The 17,391-nt window shown below is 65.7% G+C and carries 13 protein-coding genes; 5 read left to right on the top strand and 8 right to left on the bottom strand.

What is annotated here, in order from left to right; all coding sequences use genetic code 11:
- Positions 1-19: 19 nt before the first annotated feature.
- Both WD184_08775 and WD184_08770 read right to left on the bottom strand, forming a co-directional pair.
- Positions 20-2,257, bottom strand: a complete 2,238-nt coding sequence (locus tag WD184_08775) for an AAA family ATPase (protein ID MEX0826825.1) — start codon at positions 2,255-2,257, stop codon at positions 20-22.
- Positions 2,254-2,895 carry a hypothetical protein gene (locus tag WD184_08770; GenBank protein MEX0826824.1) on the bottom strand — a complete coding sequence of 214 codons (642 nt, stop codon included), beginning with the start codon at positions 2,893-2,895 and terminating at the stop codon, positions 2,254-2,256. The genes WD184_08775 and WD184_08770 overlap by 4 nt, the downstream gene beginning before the upstream one ends.
- A 145-nt stretch (positions 2,896-3,040) precedes the next feature.
- Between WD184_08770 and WD184_08765 the strand changes: the two genes are divergently transcribed.
- The 4 genes from WD184_08765 (at position 3,041) to WD184_08750 (ending at position 8,778) form a co-directional block, all read left to right on the top strand.
- Positions 3,041-5,080: a PAS domain-containing sensor histidine kinase gene (locus WD184_08765; GenBank protein ID MEX0826823.1), complete on the top strand. Its 2,040-nt coding sequence runs from the start codon at positions 3,041-3,043 to the stop codon at positions 5,078-5,080.
- 28 nt (positions 5,081-5,108) lie between these two features.
- On the top strand, positions 5,109-6,215 hold the full coding sequence (locus tag WD184_08760; protein MEX0826822.1) for an AI-2E family transporter: 1,107 nt from the start codon (positions 5,109-5,111) through the stop codon (positions 6,213-6,215).
- A 151-nt stretch (positions 6,216-6,366) separates the two neighbouring features.
- Positions 6,367-8,142: an acyl-CoA dehydrogenase gene (locus WD184_08755; GenBank protein MEX0826821.1), complete on the top strand. Its 1,776-nt coding sequence runs from the start codon at positions 6,367-6,369 to the stop codon at positions 8,140-8,142.
- 99 nt (positions 8,143-8,241) lie between these two features.
- The gene (locus WD184_08750; protein MEX0826820.1) at positions 8,242-8,778 is read left to right on the top strand and encodes a peptidylprolyl isomerase; all 537 of its coding nucleotides are present in this window, start codon (positions 8,242-8,244) and stop codon (positions 8,776-8,778) included.
- A gap of 86 nt (positions 8,779-8,864) precedes the next feature.
- Here WD184_08750 and WD184_08745 read toward each other — a convergent pair whose 3' ends face one another.
- The 5 genes from WD184_08745 to polX form a co-directional block, all read right to left on the bottom strand.
- Positions 8,865-9,869, bottom strand: coding sequence for a lysophospholipid acyltransferase family protein (locus WD184_08745; protein MEX0826819.1), 1,005 nt, complete (start codon positions 9,867-9,869; stop codon positions 8,865-8,867).
- Positions 9,870-9,919: 50 nt separating this feature from the next.
- Positions 9,920-10,384: a proteasome activator gene (locus WD184_08740; protein MEX0826818.1), complete on the bottom strand. Its 465-nt coding sequence runs from the start codon at positions 10,382-10,384 to the stop codon at positions 9,920-9,922.
- 25 nt (positions 10,385-10,409) lie between these two features.
- The gene (locus WD184_08735; protein ID MEX0826817.1) at positions 10,410-11,174 is read right to left on the bottom strand and encodes an arginine deiminase family protein; all 765 of its coding nucleotides are present in this window, start codon (positions 11,172-11,174) and stop codon (positions 10,410-10,412) included.
- On the bottom strand, positions 11,175-12,218 hold the full coding sequence (locus WD184_08730) for an NYN domain-containing protein (protein MEX0826816.1): 1,044 nt from the start codon (positions 12,216-12,218) through the stop codon (positions 11,175-11,177).
- A gap of 175 nt (positions 12,219-12,393) precedes the next feature.
- Positions 12,394-14,160 (bottom strand): DNA polymerase/3'-5' exonuclease PolX, encoded by a 1,767-nt coding sequence (gene polX / locus WD184_08725; protein MEX0826815.1) that lies wholly within the window; start codon positions 14,158-14,160, stop codon positions 12,394-12,396.
- 141 nt (positions 14,161-14,301) lie between these two features.
- Here polX and WD184_08720 point away from each other — a divergent pair, with 141 nt between their 5' ends.
- Positions 14,302-15,813, top strand: a complete 1,512-nt coding sequence (locus WD184_08720) for a PQQ-binding-like beta-propeller repeat protein (protein MEX0826814.1) — start codon at positions 14,302-14,304, stop codon at positions 15,811-15,813.
- A gap of 36 nt (positions 15,814-15,849) precedes the next feature.
- Here WD184_08720 and WD184_08715 read toward each other — a convergent pair whose 3' ends face one another.
- Positions 15,850-17,268, bottom strand: a complete 1,419-nt coding sequence (locus tag WD184_08715; GenBank protein MEX0826813.1) for a wax ester/triacylglycerol synthase family O-acyltransferase — start codon at positions 17,266-17,268, stop codon at positions 15,850-15,852.
- Positions 17,269-17,391 lie beyond the last annotated feature (123 nt).

Here is a 17,391-nt window from a genome sequence, read left to right as displayed (position 1 = left end):
GCTGGCGGCTGGCGGCTGGCTATTCCACCGCCACGCCCCCGGAAGTGCGCTTGTCACCGTCGGACGTGCGAACTTCGCCGTTCCCTTCCACCTGGAAGGCTCGATAGCCGACCGGCTTGTGGATGGTCCGTGAGCCGGGTTCGACCTCGAGGATCCGGGTGATGTCGTCCCCCGAGATCGTCTTCCGTTCGACGAGTTCGCCGGCGATCTTCATGACACCCTCGCGGTGTTCCTCCAGAAGGGCATAGACCTCGTCATAGAGCCCCTTGAGACGCTCCTCCACCTGCTTGCCGAGCGACTTGAGGATGCTCTCGCTCGGGTCAGGGGCGTTTCCTACGAAAGCCTGCGAGAGGGCCATGTGGGACGTGATTTGGTCGCCCATCCCCCAGACGCCTTCCATCAGAGCCGCGATGTGGGTGGCGTTGCGCAGATCGCTGCCGACACCAGACGAGTTGTCGTCCCCGAAGAACAACTTCTCGCCGGCGAGGGACGCCAACGCGGTCTTGATATCGGTTTCGTGCTCGGTGCGCCAATGGGTGAATCGGTCCTCGACATCGATCCAGGAGACGAAGCCCCCGGTCTCCCCGCGGCGCTCGATGGTGACGATGTCGATGGCGGCGTGAGCCCGCAGCAAATGGGCGGCCACCGCGTGGGACGCCTCGTGGATCGCCACGGCCCAGCGCTCCCGCACGATGTACTCGTGGTCGTCGGGGGGCCCGAACTGCTTGAGAGCCTTTGCATGCCACACGTCGGCGAAGCTCACCGTGTCGCGCCCATAGCGAATCGCGTGGATGAGCGCCTCGTTGACGAGGTCCTTGATCTTGGCACCGGAGAAATACGGGGTGGTCAAGGCGACTCTCTCGACTTCGTCCGGCGTGAGGGTGTTCTTGACCTTGGCCAGATACCCCTCGAGGGTGCGCTTCCGGCCTTCCAATGAGGGGAAACCCACCTTGTACATGCGGTCGATTCGGCCCGGCCGGAGCAACGCCTGGTCGAGGGCGTTCGGCATGTTGGTGGCCATCATGATGAGGATTCGGTACTTCGGAGGAAGCTTCGGCTTCATACCGAGGATTCGCCGGAGGCGATTGCCGAGACCGCGCGGCTTCGTCAATCCGGAGATTTCGGTGAGCAGGGCCTGCAATGTCCCCATACCTCCGCCGCCGCCGCCCATTCCCATCATCATCCGGTGGACCATGCCGCGCTGCTCCCGGTCGGGGTCGGCCACGGTGGTCGGGTTGAAGGCCTCGGCCAGCAGTCGCTGGGTCTGCGGGGTGAGAAACGATGTGCCGTTGCAGCTGGGGTCGCCGCCCACCATCGGCTGGACGGGGCCGGGCCCCCCGGTGAGCATCCCCCGGTTGCCCAGTGAGTCGGCTTCATCGAAAAAGACGACGACGCCCCCGTGCTTGATCGACAGCTTGCGTAGCTTGCGGAATAGGCGCTTGACCTTCAGGACACCCACGCCCATGAACATCTGGATGAAGGCACCCGGGTCCACGAACACGAACGGCTTCCCGACCTGGCCCGCGATCGCCTCGGCGATCAGCGTCTTGCCGGTGCCCGGGGGACCCCAAAGAAGTATGCCTCCAGGGATGTAGCCGCCTTTTGCCTCGATCTCGTCGGGCTTCTCGAGGAAGGCGATGTTCTCCTTCACATGGGACAGCACATGGTCCTGGCCCCATACCGAATCGAACCGGGTCTCGATGTCCTCGGGAAACACGATGTCGATGCCGCCCCGAGACAGGAACCAGAAGATCGCCACGAACTGGAACATGACCAGGCTGCCGAGGAAGACGAACTGAAGGACAATCGGAAGGATGTCGCCGATCACCTCGGGGGTACGCACGATTGCATCTACGGGCGAATCGATGTCGTCGCGCATGATCACCACAATGTAGGCGTAGACGGTTATCAGGATCAGCCAGCGGACGATGCGGCGAATCCGATAGCGGGTGAATTCGCCTACCCGCCGGGCAACACCGCGCGAGGTGCCCTCGAAGACCCGGTCCGTCCAGAAGTGGTTGTACCGGCCCCAGTTCTCAGAGATCAGGTAGTGGATCTGGCGGAGGATCTCGACCAAGAGGAGGCTGACGACCACCACCCCGAAGGTGGTGGACGCGAACGATTCGAACGATTCGCGCAGGGTGACAAACGGGTCGTTGAGTTCCTTGACCACGAAGAAGGCGAGCACGATGAACAGGAACAAGAAGACCTTGATCCGGTCGAAGAAGCCGGCCCGGCGGCGGCGCGGGTAGCTCATCCGGTGTTCACCAGCCAGGAGTCGATGATCGCGGTGATCGCCTCACCATGGGTGTTGAAGCACTCGGCCGAACACCCGACGGCGATCGAGTACATCCGCTCATCATCGGGGTCGGTCACCACGGTGAACAGTACCGCCGCCGGTACTTGTTCCTCGGTCTCGGCGTAGCTGATGAGCAGTTGGACGCCGTCGTAGCCATCGGCGAGCTCGATGTCCTGCTTGAAGTGCTCGGTGGCGATGGGCTCGCTGTGATACGGGACCACTAGCTCGGCCAGCAGGTAGCGGCTGATGAAGTCGCGGGAACCTTCGGGGATGGTGCGGACCACCGCCGACCCCACCGGGCTGCCGAACAGCGACGTGTCCAGGGCGGCGTCACTGAAAGCGAAACCCGGGCCATGGAACACCACCCGGGACACCACGGGCAACGTAAAGCTGGTCTGAGCAACGAAGGGGGTCCTGCCGAGCGCGGCCACTTCGGACTCCGGCACCACGGTCCAGCCCGACGGGAGCTCGAAGAAGATCTCCCGGCCGTCGTCGCGGATCGGAGTCGATTCCTGCGACAAGGGCTCGGAGCATGCCGCCGCGACCGCCATTGCGGCGAGCACGAGTGCCACCCTGCGGATCGATGGGGCCGGCATGGCGGAACGGTAGCCCGAATCACTCGATACGGGTGAGAATCGGACTTTCGAACGGTCAAGGCGATCCCCCGAGCGGTCGATACCTCAAGCAATGGATTCGCTCACTTTTAGCCCGTCCGGGGCTCAGGATACGGCTGCTCGCGACATGACCGTCGTATCGGTGTTGCGTCGGCTCGACCGAATGGCTCTCACTGCCGGCGTCTGGCTGTCGCCGATAGCGCTGGCCGGGTATCTCATAGGGTTCACCGTGACCGGCAACCCTGCATTCCTGTTGATGGGCGCGGTGGCGATCGCCATTGGCGTCAGCTCGGCCGTGCTCCTCGCCCGACTCCGCTATGACACGGAGATCCTGCTGGTCCTGTCGGGTTTCGGTGCCTCCATTGCGGGCCTGCTCGTTCCGCCGGTGGTGCGCGGCGCCACCACCGCCGGACTCGTCATGCTGGCGCTGGTCGGCATGCTCCTGTTGCCCCAAGGCTCGCGCCAGCGGACCGTGGCATTCATGGCAGCCCTGACGCTGGGGCAACTGGCCTGGCCGACGATGGGCCTGGCCACCGGGGGCGAGGCGATCTCGGCGACGCTCATCGGGCTCTTTGCAATGACAGCGGGACTCGCTGCCGTGGGGATGGCTCGCCGGATGCTCGAGGAGAGCGAACGCGCCCGAATCGAGATCTTTCGGCGGGTGCCTCTCGGGTTGTTCAGGTGCTCCCTCTCTGGTCGGATCATCGATGCGAACCCCGCCCTCGGCGCCATGCTGGGATACGAGCCGGCCGATCTGCTCGGCAGGTCGATCGGCGAACTCCATGCCAACGCCGGCGAGTGGCGCGGCCTGGCAGCCGCACTCGAATCCGAGGATGGGCCGCAGCGCTTCGCCAACCGGTGGGTGCGAGCCGACGGCACCTCCCTCTGGGTCAGGGGCAACGCCCAGGCGATCCGTGACGACGATGGAGAACTCCGCTACTTCGAAGCGGCCGTCGAGGATGTGACCCAGCGCCGCGAGGTGGAAGAGACCGCATACCTGAATGCCGCCCGATTCAAGACACTGTTCGAACGCGCCCCGATCGCCCTTTGGGAGGAGGATTACAGCGCGGTGGTTCGACGGCTCGACGAACTGCGCCACATCGGCGTCACCGACCTGCGCGCCCACCTTCAAGACGACCCCGCCGCGACCCATGACCTGATATCCCGGATCGCCTTTCTCGACGTGAACCCCGCAGGGATCAACCTCATCGGCGCAACCTCGAAGGAAGACGCCTTACTACGGGTCGTCCCCAACAACCCCCCTCCGCCGTTGCTCGAATCGTTCATCGACCAGTTCGTGGCGGTATGGGAGAACCGCGACCACCTGGCCCTCGAGATCAATGGCCTCACGGTCGACGGCCAGCCGCTCGATCTCTCGCTCCACTGGGCGGCCACTCGCACGGCCGATGGCCGCCTCGACGCTTCCCGGGTCATCGTCGGGATCACCGACATCGGGGTGGTCAAACGAGCGGAACGCGAACTGGCGGCGCTGGTGGCCTCCAAGGACGAGTTGGTGGCGAGCGTCTCGCACGAGCTGCGGACACCGATCACCACGATCTACGGAATGGCGTTCGAGCTACGCGACAACGCGTCCGAATTCTCCGCCGACGAGACCAGGGACCTGATCAACATCATCGCCGACCAGAGCCGGGAGCTCTCCAACATCGTCGAGGACCTGCTGATCGCCGCCCGCGCCGACCTGAGCACCCTCGTCGTACGCCCCGAGCTTGTAGACCTGCGGGTCGAGATCGACCAGATCGTCGCCTCATCGCCCTCTGGCGACATCCCTTCGGTGGACGTCCCCACCGGAGTGCACGCCTGGGTCGACCCGCTCCGGTTCCGGCAGATCGTGCGGAACCTGCTCACCAATGCTCGCCGTTACGGAGGAGCCAACGTCACGATCCGCGCCGGGCTCGACCACGCCGGCATCTATGTGCAAGTCATCGACGACGGGCCCGGCGTGCCGGCAGGAGAACGCGAGCGGATCTTCCAGCCGTATGTGCGTGCCACGGCCGACTCGGCCCTGCCGGGGTCGATCGGCCTGGGGCTCCCGGTCTCGCGGCGGCTGGCCCGGCTCATGGGCGGCGACCTCGTCTACCGCCACGATGGCGGAAGCATCTTCGAGATCCGCCTTCCCGGGGCGGCCCGCCCCGCCATCGCCGTCTAGCCAACCCGGCGGGCATTAGCCTCCCGACGTGGCCAAGCGCGATGTAAAGAAGACCCGCAACGGGATGCCTCCGTGGATACCCCGCCTGCTGACGATCATCGTTCTCGTCATCATCGGGCTGTTCGCCGCCTATCACGTCGTCGGCCGACTCCGCGGGTTGCTCATCCTGCTGATGATCAGCCTCTTCCTTTCGATCGCCCTCGAACCGGCGGTCAACTTCCTCTCCAGGCGAGGCTGGAAGCGCGGTCTGGCCACCGGATTGATGTTCCTGGCCCTGGTGGCCATCGCCGGAACGTTCACCGGCATGATGGTCCCGCTGATCGTCGACCAGGTGACCCGGCTGGTCGAGCGGCTCCCCGAATCGATCGATCAACTCTCTGACTTCCTGGCCGGGATGGGGATCGAGTTCTCGGGCGAGCGCATTCGGGAGGCACTCGAGGAAGCGAGCCAGGATCTCAGCGATTTCGGGGCCGACTTCGCCGGCCAGGTATTCGGCGTGGGATTGACCCTGATAGGCAGCATCTTTCAGTTGCTGACGATCGGCCTCTTCACCTTCTACATGACCGCCGATGGACCCCGGCTCCGGCGGACCGTGTGCTCGTTGCTCCCTCCGGCCCGCCAACGCGAAGTGCTGCGGGCGTGGGAGATCGCGATCGAAAAGACCGGTGGGTACTTCTACAGCAGGGTGCTCCTGGCCGGAATATCGGCAGTGCTCGCATGGTCGATGTTCATGGTGATCGGGCTGCCGTTTGCCCTGGCTCTTGCCATCTGGATGGCGGTGCTGTCACAGTTCGTGCCCGTCGTCGGCACCTACATCGGCGGTGCGCTCCCCCTGGTGATTGCCCTCCTCGAGAGCCCGGGGAGCGCGGTGGCGGTTTTCATCTATGTCATCGTCTATCAGCAGATCGAGAACTACTTGTTAGCCCCCCGGATCACTGCGCGCACCATGTCGCTGCATCCGGCGATCTCGTTCGGCTCCGCCATCGCCGGTGGCACCCTGCTCGGGGTACCCGGAGCCCTGATGGCTCTGCCCGTCGCCGCGACGGCCCAGGCCTTCGTGTCGACCTACCTCGAACGCCACGCCGTGATCGAGTCCTACCTCACCGAGGATCCAACTGCGTACGAGGGCGGCTGAGCGGCAAGGCCATCCGCCATCCGCCATCCGCCATCCGCCATCCGCCTTCCGCAAGAGGGAAGAGGAGGGCAAGGCCGCTCGGTCGAATTGTGAATTGCCAATCGCCAATCGTGGCCGAGCGAAGCGAGGCCCGGTTACCCTCCCGCTGGTAATGGGCTATCGCGCTCCCGTCACCGACATGCTCTTTGCGCTCACCCGGGTGGTCGGGCTCGAACGGGTCACGGCGCTGGACGCCTTCTCGCACATCGACGCTGACACGGCCGGGGGCGTTCTCGAAGAGGCGGGGAGGTTCATGGCGGAGGTCATCGCCCCGCTCGGACCCGACGGCGATCGGGTCGGCTCTGTCCTTGCGGCCGACGGGACCGTGGTGACGCCTCCCGGGTACCGCGAGGCGTATCGAAAGTTTCGTGACGCCGGATGGCCGGCGGCGGCGATGCCCCCAGAGTGGGGCGGTGGAGGGCTCCCGTGGGCCGTAGGGGTAGCCCTTCAGGAAATGCTGACGTCGGCGGACATGGCGTTTTCCCTTTGTCCGATGCTGACCTACTCGGCCGACGAAATGCTCCTCCAGCACGGCACCGACCAGCAGCGGGCCACCTACCTCGAGCGACTGATCAGCGGAGAGTGGACGGGCACCATGGTGCTGACCGAACCTCATGCCGGATCAGACGTCGGCGCGGTTTCGACCCGCGCGGTGAAGGCCGCGGATGGGACCTATCGCCTCACCGGCACCAAGATCTTCATCACCTGGGGCGACCACGACCTCGCCGACAACATCGTCCACATCGTGCTGGCACGGACCCCCGACGCCCCGACTGGGACGAAGGGGATCTCGGCCTTCATCGTGCCGAAGCGCCTCGTTGAAGCGGACGGCTCGGTCGGTGAGCTGAACGACATCACCACCGTGTCACTCGAACACAAGGTGGGGATCCACGCCAGCCCCACCTGCGTGCTGTCGTTCGGAGAGAAGGGGGAGGGCGCGGTCGGCTACCTGGTGGGCGAGGAGAACCAGGGGATGCGCTACATGTTCACGATGATGAACAACGCCCGCCTCCAGATAGGGCTGGAGGGGCTCGCCATCGCCGAGCGGGCCTATCAAGAAGCCGTTGCCTACGCCCGGCAACGCACCCAGGGAAGGGCCGTGGGCGACGACCAGGGGACCTCCCCGATCGTGCGCCACCCCGACGTGCGGCACATGCTCATGCAGATGCGGTCCCAGATCGAGGCGATGCGCTGCCTGATGTACCGCAATGCGGTGGCCATCGACCTGGCACACCATCACCCCGACGAGGCCGTCCGCGACGCCGAGTCGGACATCGCCGGGATCCTCACCCCGGTGTCGAAGGCCTGGGGCACCGACCTCGGCGTCTCCCTCGCCTCGGTGGCGATCCAGGTCTACGGGGGAATGGGCTATGTGGAGGAGACGGGGATCGCCCGACTCTGGCGCGACTCACGGATCGCCCCCATCTACGAAGGGACGAACGGGATCCAGGCGATCGACCTCGTCACCCGCAAGCTCCCGCTCGCCGGGGGCGACGCCATCCGCGGGCTGCTGTCCGCAGCCCGGAACGATGCCCGGGCCCTCGCCGGTACCACCCTGGGCGAGCAACTGGCCGCGGCCGTGGAGGCGACCGAGAAGGCGACCGAAGACCTGCTCGGGGCACTCGGCGACCGCCTGGCGGACGCCCTCGCCGGTGCCACCGTCTACACCACGATGCTGGGACTCACGCTCGGTGGATGGTTCCTCGTCCAGTCGGTGCTGGCGGCGGATGATGGTGACGGCTTCGACCGGGAATTCCTCGAGGCCAAGCGAGCCACCGCCGGCTTCTACGCCGACCACCACCTTTCAACCGTTCCCGGAATGCTCCATTCCGTGATAGCCGGCGCCGCCACGACTTTCGGGGTGCCGGAGGAGGCCCTCGACCGCTGATCGCGGAACTACAAAACCGTCTTACGCGCACATCTCGCGCGTAAGACGGATCCTGGGCTGTGAACGGGGGGTTTGCCGGGTCTAGGGTGCCCTTCCCCAATGGAAGGGCCCGGCGTGGCAAAGCAGTATTCCGCTCCCCCTGTGATCACGATCGACCTCGACACCCGCCATTCGGCCACCCTGCACACCTCACTGGGCGACATCACGATCGATTTCCTCGCCGACAGAGCGCCAATCGCCACCAGCAGCTTCTTGTTCCTCGCCGGCGAGGGCTTCTACGACGGCGTCATCTTCCATCGAGTCATTCCCAAATTCGTCATCCAGGGCGGCGATCCCACCGGGAAGGGCACCGGCGGTCCCGGATATCAGTTCCGCGACGAACTGGAGGGGCCGGGGGGCTATCCCCGGGGGACCGTGGCGATGGCAAATGCCGGCCCGAACACCAACGGGTCCCAATTCTTCATCTGCCACGGCGACACCGGGTTGCCCCACCAGTACACGATCTTCGGACGGGTCACCGACGGAATGGATGTCGTGGACGCGATCGCCGCCCTCCCCCGCGGCGGCGACGATCGACCAGCCGAGCCACCGGTCATCAATTCCGTAACCATTCACCCGGCAGACACCGAGGGCTAGGCCCCAGCCCCAGCTCCAGCTCCGGCCAGAACGGGTAGATGGGGCCGCGCCGGTTCAGGCTGGAGCCGGGGCCGGGGCTGGGGCTTTCAGTCGGCGGGAGCGACTTTCAGGATCCACTTGTCAATTTCCGCCCACCGGTCGAAGAGCCACTCGACCCGGCCCCGCCGGTCGGTCGGAATCGAGCCGCCGGCGAAGCGCTCGAATCGAATCCTCACGTCTGAGCCGACCACGCTGCCCGACCATGCGGCAGGAATGGTGGCGAGGGGCTCGAGACCGGTGTGGGCGGCGATTATCACATCGTGACCCGTCCCGAGCAGCACGGCCGAACCGCCCGGCCGCGGCGGAAGAACCCGCTTGAGTGCGCGCGTCCGGTCGGCCAGATCGGATGACCGCTCACCCAGCTGGTCGACGATTCGCTGTCGTCGCTCGGCGGTGAAGCGGGTTCCTTCCGGGTAGATCAGAACCCCCTCCCGTTCGGTCATCCCTTCGGTGAGGGCGAGCACGGCGCCGACTTCGACCGCCACGTCGCCATCGCGGTCGACAAAGTGATTGATCAGGCGATTTCCGGCGATGTCGAGGGTCGGATCGGCAAGCAGCTCACGCTTGAGCACGTACCGCAGGCGGATTCCCGCACCGCGGGTCACGAAGACGTTCGGCAACAACGTGTCGATGATGCTGGCGTGGCGCATCATCACGATCACCGGACCGGGGGGCACCACGTCGAGACCCTCGACCGTGACCCTGAGTCGGAAGATCCGCTTCACGGTGCCGAACAGCACGTCTGCCCACCACTCCTGCAGCCGGTACGACCCCTCCCTCATCCTCATGCGGTTTCTGCCGAAACCGGCGGCGACCCAATGGACGAGCAGAGTGGCGAGGCACCACGCCCCCACCGCGAGGTAGACCCAGCCGAAGGCGAGCATCCGCACCGCCATGAATGGTCGGCGCCCGACCACCCAACGGACGACATCGACCAGCACGCCGACGATCAGCCACAACGGTGCCAGCACCGTGGCGAGGACGAGGAGCCCGAGAGTCGCGGGAACGGTGCGCAGCCGACGCCGGAGGCGCCGTCCTCTCGACTCGGACATCTAGAGGCGGAACCCGTGGCGACGATCGATCCCCGCCGCGGCCGCGCCCATCAGAGGTATTGGCCCGGCGGCGTCGGCTCTCCCGGGTCGCGTCGCTGCGCCTCTATCGCTCGCATGCGAATCTCCTGCAACTGGCTGGCAGCGGCCGCTTGCTGGCTCCACAGTGTCGCCTGGATTCCGGCAAACAACCCTTCGAGCCAGCCGACCAGCTGCGCCTGGGTCACCCGCAATTCGGCCTCGGTCACACTCTCCCTGGAGAGGGGCGTGAACAACTCGTTCATCTCGGTGCGCAGATCCGAGGACAGCACATCCTTCATCTCCTCGAGAGTGCTCTCGTGTATCTCCGCCATGCGGCGTCGCCCCGCATCGTCCAACGGAGCCTGTCTGGTCTCCTCGAGCATCGCCCGCGTCATCGAAGCGATGCGCATCAACTTGGGCGCGCTGGCGAACGAGCCCTCCTCGTACCTCGGCGTCTCTACGGCATCCGGCCCGTCTGGTGCTGCGTCATCGGCCATCGCCCCAGGATAATGGCGGCCGATCTCACCTGACCCGGATCGATAGACACGTCAAGCCCCCATCGGCGCGGGCGAACTCGGACGTGTCGCAGGCAATCACCTGGTAGCCGAGGCTCACGATCTGGTCGGCTACAGCGTCGCGCCCCACCCCCACCAGGATGGTGCCATCGGCGAGCCGCACCACATTGGCCGCTTCCGGATCGGTTCCCTCCACCTCGACGACGCGCATCCCATCGAATGTCTCCCGGTCGCAGGCCGCCGGATGCCACAGCACCGTGTCGTCGTCGATCGCGGTTACCCCCGACTTGAGATGCAAAGCATCCCGCACCGTGACCTCGACAAGCCGCTTGCCCGCACGTGCGGCAAGAGTGGCGAGCCGCCGAGCGCCGGCCGGGTCCGTCCGGCCTCCGGTCCCCACGAACACCGTCCTTCCCATTTGAAGCACATCCCCTCCATCGAGGGTGCCATCGTCCAGGTGCTCGACGGCGAAGTATCCGGCCAGGGCTTCAGCGACCGGCCCCACCTCGCCCCGCCGTGACGGGTGACCCGACCTGGCCATCAAGGCGGTGTCACCGATCACCGCCGCTGCGTCCTCGATGAAGCAGCCGTCCGGGTGAGCCTCATCGCCGGGCACGACGACCACCTCGTAGCCCCCCGCCTCGAGGGCATCCCGATAGCCACGGTGCTGTCGGCGGGCGAGTCCGGGATCGAGAGGGGGCACCGCAGGGATGCGGGTCACGCATCGGGCGAACGACTCGGTGACCTCTCGAAGGAAAGCGATGGGTTGCATTCAGCCGGGAAGCGCCACCAGGTAGTCGTCGGCGTCGTCGGACCAGACCATCTCGACCACTCCGCGCGCCGCCGCCGCTCTAGTGAACTGGAGAAATCCGTTGTAGCCGTAGGCCTTCTCGCTGAAGCCGGGTTCTATCTTTCGGATCGCATCCTTCAGGCCTGACAGCGGCGCAGATCCGGACTTCGCCTTCTCGACCACCCGTCGGAGCAGCACGAACGCCTGCTCCTCCTGCCCACCTTCCTCACGGAAGTTCACCTCAGGGTCGCCGCGCGCTCCGCCCTCACTCAGGTCGATCACCCCGCGCTCCTGCAGATGGCGGAGCAGCTCGCCGAACGCTCGGAACCCGTGATCAGCCTCCGAGAACGTGGGGTCCTTCCGCAGCAGTGCCCGCTTGAGGTTCGACGCCAACACCACACCGTCTGCCGAGCGCTGCAGACCGGCGAGGGTCTGGGTGATCAGCCGCTCGAGGTTGGCTGCCTCACCGTCGGGCTCCGTCGGGGGCTTGTCCACCGGAGCGTCGGTGGTCTTACCCGGCTTCGGCCGCGCCGTCCGCGGCGGAGGCTCGACACCCTCAAGCGACTCGTAGAACAGGAACTCGTCACACGCCGGCGGGAGCAATGCCGACGTCGACGCCTTGAGACCGATGCCAACCACCCGACGATTCAATTCGCGCAGCTTGTGGACCAACGGCGTGAAGTCACTGTCGCCGGTGGCGATGACGAACGTCGTGATGTACTCACGCTCGAAGGACAATTCAATGGCATCGACCGCCATCTTGATGTCAGCGGCATTCTTCCTGACCGACCCAAGTCGCTGGGGGATCTCGATCATCTCGACGTGGTGCTCGACGAGCATCCGCCTGAATTCCTCGAAGAGGTTCCAGTCGGCGTATGCCCGCCGGACGATCACCCGCCCCCGCTCGGCGAGAGCATCGGCGATGGGCTTCACATTGAAAACATGACCGTTGAGATCCTCACGCGCCCCGATCGCAAGGTTCTCGAAGTCGAAGAAAAGAGCGATGCGCTCTTCGGAGGGGTTCATGTTGCGACCAGGCTAGGCGAGCCCGTTCGCGATTCGCGATTCGCGATGCGCAATACGCAATGCGCAATGCGAAGACCGCGTCCGAGGGCCCAATGAGTCCGCGCATTGCGCATCGCGCATCGCAGAAACCGCGGCGCGGCCGATCGCCCCACCGCCGAGAGAGTGTTTCCCGTTCCTACGTATTGCGAATTGCGAATTGCGAATTGCGCTTCCTCTTCACCCACGCCAGGAACTTCTTTTGCGGCCAGGTGTTCACCACCCGGCTGCGGTCGACCCAGCCCCGGCGGGCGAGGCGGAGGCCATTTACCGTGTTGTCCAGTTCGTGGAGGCGGTGGGTGTCGGTGCTGATGGCGAACACCACCTCCGGGTGCTCGATGGCCCGGCGAAGGACTTCGGACGGGGTGTCGAGACGGTCGAGGTGGCAGTTGATCTCGAGCGCGCAGCCGGTCTCGACGGCCACCGCCAGCACCGCGTCGATGTCGAGGTCGATACCCGGCCGCTTCCCGATTCGCCGGCCCGTGAGGTGTCCGATGACATTCACCGCCGGGTTGCGCATCGCGGCGACCACCCGGGCGGTCTGCTTCTTCGGGGAAAGCCGGAACTGGCTGTGGACGCTGGCCACGCCAAAGTCGAAACCAGAAAGGAAATCCGGGTCGTAGTCGATGGTGCCGCCGGCCCCGATGTTCAGTTCGAGCCCCTGGAGGATGGCCAGGTCGGGATAGCGGCGGCGCAGCCGCCCGATCGCCCGGCGCTGGCTGAGAAGCTGGTCGCGGGTGGCGCCGTTGATCGTGAGATCCTCGGCGTGGTCGGTGATCGCGACGTACCGGTAACCGCGTTCCGCGACCGCGGCGATCACCTCGTCCAGCGACACGTGGCCGTCGCCACTGAGGTCGGTGTGAACGTGCAGGTCACCCTTCAATCCCCTCTCTGTGGCGAACTTCGGAAGCGAGCCGTCGAGCGCGGCCTCGATCTCGCCGTCGTCCTCGCGGATCTCGGGCGGAATCCACGGCAGACCGAGAGCGGCGTACACGTCCTCCTCGGTCCTCGAGGCAACGACTTTCCCCGTGTCGATCTCTGAGAGGGCGTACTCGTTCAGCGTCCAGCCCCGGTCGAGAGCCATCTGCCTCAAGCGGATATTGTGCGCCTTCGAGCCGGTGAAGTAGACGGACGCCGACCCCAACTCAGCAGGCTCCACGACCCGTAGGTCGATCTGCATCCCCTGCCTCCCGATGATGGCCGACTTGCGGGCCCCGTACCCGACCACTTCCTGCACGATGGCCAGCCCCACGAACCGCTGCATCACTTCCTCCGGATCACCTTTGGTCACCGCGATGATGTCGATGTCGCCGATGGTCTCGCGGAATCGACGCAGGCTCCCCATCGGCTCGGCGGATCGGACGCCCGGCACTCCGAGGAGTGCCTCGCAGACCTCGCGGGCGACACCTATCGCCTCGATGATCGGGGTTCGGTTCTCCTTCCCGCCGACACCGAGGCGCTCGATCGAGTTGCGGATGTTCTCCTCGGTCTTCTCCCCCATGCCCGGCATGTCGCGCAGCTCATGTCGGTCGATGGCCGCCCGCAGTTCCTCGACACTCGAGATTCCCAGTTCGTCGCGCAGGCGCACCGCCGTCTTCGGCCCGATGCCGGGAACCCGGGTGAGCGCCACGAAGCCAGCGGGGAACAGTGCCCGCAGCTCCTCGAGCCGCGCGATCGAGCCCTTCTCGACAAGTTCGCGAATTTTCTCCGCCGTGCTCTTGCCCACGCCGCGCAGCTCGGTGAGTTGAGGCCCGGTCATCTCCGCCACCGCGTCGGGATGCCCGTCGATGGTGCGAGCCGCCGTCTCGTAGGCGCGAACCCGAAAGGCATTGCTGGACCCTTCGGCAAGAGTTGCGAGCCGCGCCATTTCATAGAGATGGCGAGCAATGTCGGCATTAGAAACCACAAAGGAAGGATAAGAGGGCCCACGGCCCACGGCCAGAGGCTGGTGGCTGGTGGCTGGTGGCTGTTGGCTGGTGACTGGTGACTGGTGACTGGTGGCTTGCTTTCACTTTCCGCCTACGCTCGGCTGGACCCAGGACACCACATGGCTCGCCGGCACGAATACGTCAGCTTCTTCGGTGATCGGCGCGGCAAGCGCCGGGAATTCGCCGGTTTCGAAGGAAGATTCGGCATCTCCCGGATCCTGCTTCCCGGCCTGGCGGTCGCGATCCTCGGCGTTTCCCTCTGGTGGTTCGGGTTCAGGGAGGTGGATGCCGACGCCGCTGCGATCATCACCATGGAAGACGAGACCGTCCCCACCCTGCTGCTCCCGGCCGGAGGCGACGGCGGCGAGTTCGCGGGAGATGCCTCATTCGAGTGCCTCGAGACGGCCGAGGACTGGACGACTTTCCAGGGCGGGCCGGGAAGAACCGGTTGCGCCGCCCCCACCCGGGTGATCACCGACCCGCGCGTGCTGTGGAAGGCAGAGGTCGGGATCCAAGGCTGGCTCAACAATCCGATCATCGTCGGCAACTCGATCTACGTGAGCAGCGCCGGCGTGGCGCAGTTCGTTGCCGATCGCCGCGATGCCATTTACTCGCTCGACCTCAGGACGGGCCGGCAGAACTGGTACTACCAGGCCGAACTCGACGTGAACGGCATCGGCTACCTCGATGGCATCGTGGTGGCGACGGGAGACGAGGGACGGGTGTGGGGCTTCGATGCCCGGGACGGCAGTCTGGTCTGGTCCAACGACCTGGATACTCCGATTTACAGCAATCCGCTGACAGTCGGGGGTATGGCCATCGTTGGCGACGGGCTCGGCCAATTGACCGCCTACGACATCCACTCGGGCACTCCGAGATGGGATGAGCCGGCGGAGGTGGATGGCGCCATCCGCGGTGGAGCCTCCTCCGATGGCGAGCGGATCTTCGTCGCCGGCGAGAACAACGAGGTGGCCGCTTTCAACTTCTCGGGCCAAGAATTGTGGCGGACGAAGGTGGCCGCCCGAGGCCAAAGCGCGGAGCAGACGCGGATCTTCGCCGCCCCCACGATCGCCGGTGATTTGCTCATCGTGACTCTCGTCAGACTCGACGTGTACGCCGAGCCGGCGGTGGTGGCCCTCGACCGCGCCACCGGAGACATCGTCTGGCAGGCGGTGGACGTGGCCGGCATCAAGACGGGCAACTGGGCGAACATCAGATCATCGGTGGCGGTCGCCGGAGAGCTGGTGCTGTTTGGCGAGGCCTACTCGGACTCGCTGGTGGCCCTCGACCTGCTCACCGGCCAGACGCGATGGAGCGCCGAGGTCGGGTCGTACTGTCTGCCCCATTGGCCCTCACCCTTGATCGCCGGAGACCAGGTGATCATGCCGCGCGACGACGGTGGCCTGTACGCCGTGAGCCTCACCGATCGGACCATGGTGTGGGAGATCTACCTCGGGAACCAGGTGAACCAGCCAGGCGGCACCTTCCCTGCAGGGTTCAACGACGACTTCTGCGAAGAAAGCGAGTCCGGATACCCGATCCTCTCCTCACCGGCCATCAGCGACGACGGCATCATCGTCGTCGGCACCCTCGAGGGCTGGATCTGGGCGATCGGCGACAGGTCCTGGTAGGCCCGATCGTCACTGAAGTGGACACGAATCCACGAGTCACTTGGCCGACTGTGCGGCCGCTTCGAGCTCATCGAGTGACTCGACGATCCGCTGGACGAACCGGTCCATATCGGGCACGAGATCCCAATCGCCGGCGATGCCCCAATTGAGTTTCCCCTGATACGAGAAGAGCGCCACCCCGAGCCCGTGGTTGACCCAGAGAGGCACCATCGGGTGGATCCGGGTGAGGCGGGCCGACAGAAGGAACAGCGGCACCTGGGGGCCGGGGACGTTGGTGATCGTCATGTTGAAGGGTCGAGCAGTGGCCGCCACCACCCGCGCCGCCACTGAGAGGATCGTCGAAGGGGTGAAGGAGGCGCTCTGGGTCATCAAGGCGGCACCGAGTGCGTGGTCTGACCGCTTGCGGTCGATCGTCATCGCACTAACCGCCTTCAGCCGCTTGGCAGGGTCCGGTTCGGCTATCGGCAGATCGAGCAGCCACATCGTCACCTGGTTGCCAAGCCCTCCAGCCGACGCCCCCCGCCGGGTGGAGACCGGGACCATGGCGCGAAAGTCGATCCCGTCGACATCGACGCCGCGGTCCTCGATCAGAAAGGCCCGCACCGCGCCGGCGGTGGCGGCGATCACCCCGTCGTTGACCGTGCCTCCGAGGCCCTTCTTTATCGCCTTCAGCTGGTCGAGCGGGGTCTCCAGAAACGCAATCCGCCGGTTTGGGCCGATTTTCCCATTCAGGGGGGTCGCCGAGGCGCGGGTGAACCATCCGGAGGCCGCCGACTGACGGATCGCCAGGAAGCGGTGCTGCAGATCCTTACCCAACTCCTTGGTCTCGTCGACGAACCGCTTGGCGCTCTGGGCGGCGGCGATCGGAGCAACCAACCGCCGGATGGCCTCATCGGCGAACAGCTGAGTAGGGGTAGGCGCCGGCCGCGGCTCGAAATCGTCGGGCTCCCCGATCTCCTCGGTCGCGAAGGGCGTGAGTAGGACCTTCATCAGGTCGACCCCCCCGATGCCGTCGATCATGCAGTGGTGGACCTTCGTCACCAAGGCGAAACCGCCGTTCTCGAGACCCTCGACCACCCACACCTCCCACATCGGTCTGGCACGGTCGAGCCGCTGGCTGAGGATGCGCCCTGCCGTCATCCGCAACTGCGCTTCCGTGCCGGGATGAGGTAGAGCGATGTGCCTGATGTGATAGGTCGAGTCGAAGTGGTCGTCATCGACCCACACCGGGTGCCGTTCGACGGGGACCCACTGGAGCCGCTGCCGGTAGCGAGGGACGTATTGCAGCTTGTTCTCGATGAAGCTGCGGACAGCACCGATGTCGACCCCGCCCCCCGGTAGCCCGATACCACCGCCCTCGAACACCAGCGTGCCCCCGACGTGCATCGGATTCGACGGTCCCTCCATCGCCAGGAAGGTGTTGTCGAGAAACGAGAGCCGTTCGTAGTGGGTCACGCGCCGAAGGCTAGGAGGAACAATCGGCTTCCGGCTTCGGGCTGCCGGCTTCCGGCTTCCGGCTTCGGGCTTCCCGCTTCCCGCAAGAAGCTGCGACCGCCGAATGGTTTCGGGTGAGTCATC

The sequence above is a fragment of the Acidimicrobiia bacterium genome (assembly GCA_040878325.1).
Classification (GTDB): Bacteria; Actinomycetota; Acidimicrobiia; order Spongiisociales; family UBA11373; genus JAUYIV01.
This window is presented reverse-complemented; position numbering and strand designations above follow the sequence as displayed.

Excerpts from the sequence above, each read along its gene's own strand:
- WD184_08775 (MEX0826825.1), bottom strand. The coding sequence starts at position 2,257 with ATGAGCTACCCGCGCCGCCGCCGGGCCGGCTTCTTCGACCGGATCAAG.
- WD184_08770 (MEX0826824.1), bottom strand. The coding sequence starts at position 2,895 with ATGCCGGCCCCATCGATCCGCAGGGTGGCACTCGTGCTCGCCGCAATG.
- WD184_08765 (MEX0826823.1), top strand. The coding sequence starts at position 3,041 with ATGACCGTCGTATCGGTGTTGCGTCGGCTCGACCGAATGGCTCTCACT.
- WD184_08755 (MEX0826821.1), top strand. The coding sequence starts at position 6,367 with ATGGGCTATCGCGCTCCCGTCACCGACATGCTCTTTGCGCTCACCCGG.
- WD184_08750 (MEX0826820.1), top strand. The coding sequence starts at position 8,242 with ATGGAAGGGCCCGGCGTGGCAAAGCAGTATTCCGCTCCCCCTGTGATC.
- WD184_08745 (MEX0826819.1), bottom strand. The coding sequence starts at position 9,869 with ATGTCCGAGTCGAGAGGACGGCGCCTCCGGCGTCGGCTGCGCACCGTT.
- WD184_08740 (MEX0826818.1), bottom strand. The coding sequence starts at position 10,384 with ATGGCCGATGACGCAGCACCAGACGGGCCGGATGCCGTAGAGACGCCG.
- WD184_08735 (MEX0826817.1), bottom strand. The coding sequence starts at position 11,174 with ATGCAACCCATCGCTTTCCTTCGAGAGGTCACCGAGTCGTTCGCCCGA.
- WD184_08730 (MEX0826816.1), bottom strand. The coding sequence starts at position 12,218 with ATGAACCCCTCCGAAGAGCGCATCGCTCTTTTCTTCGACTTCGAGAAC.
- WD184_08720 (MEX0826814.1), top strand. The coding sequence starts at position 14,302 with ATGGCTCGCCGGCACGAATACGTCAGCTTCTTCGGTGATCGGCGCGGC.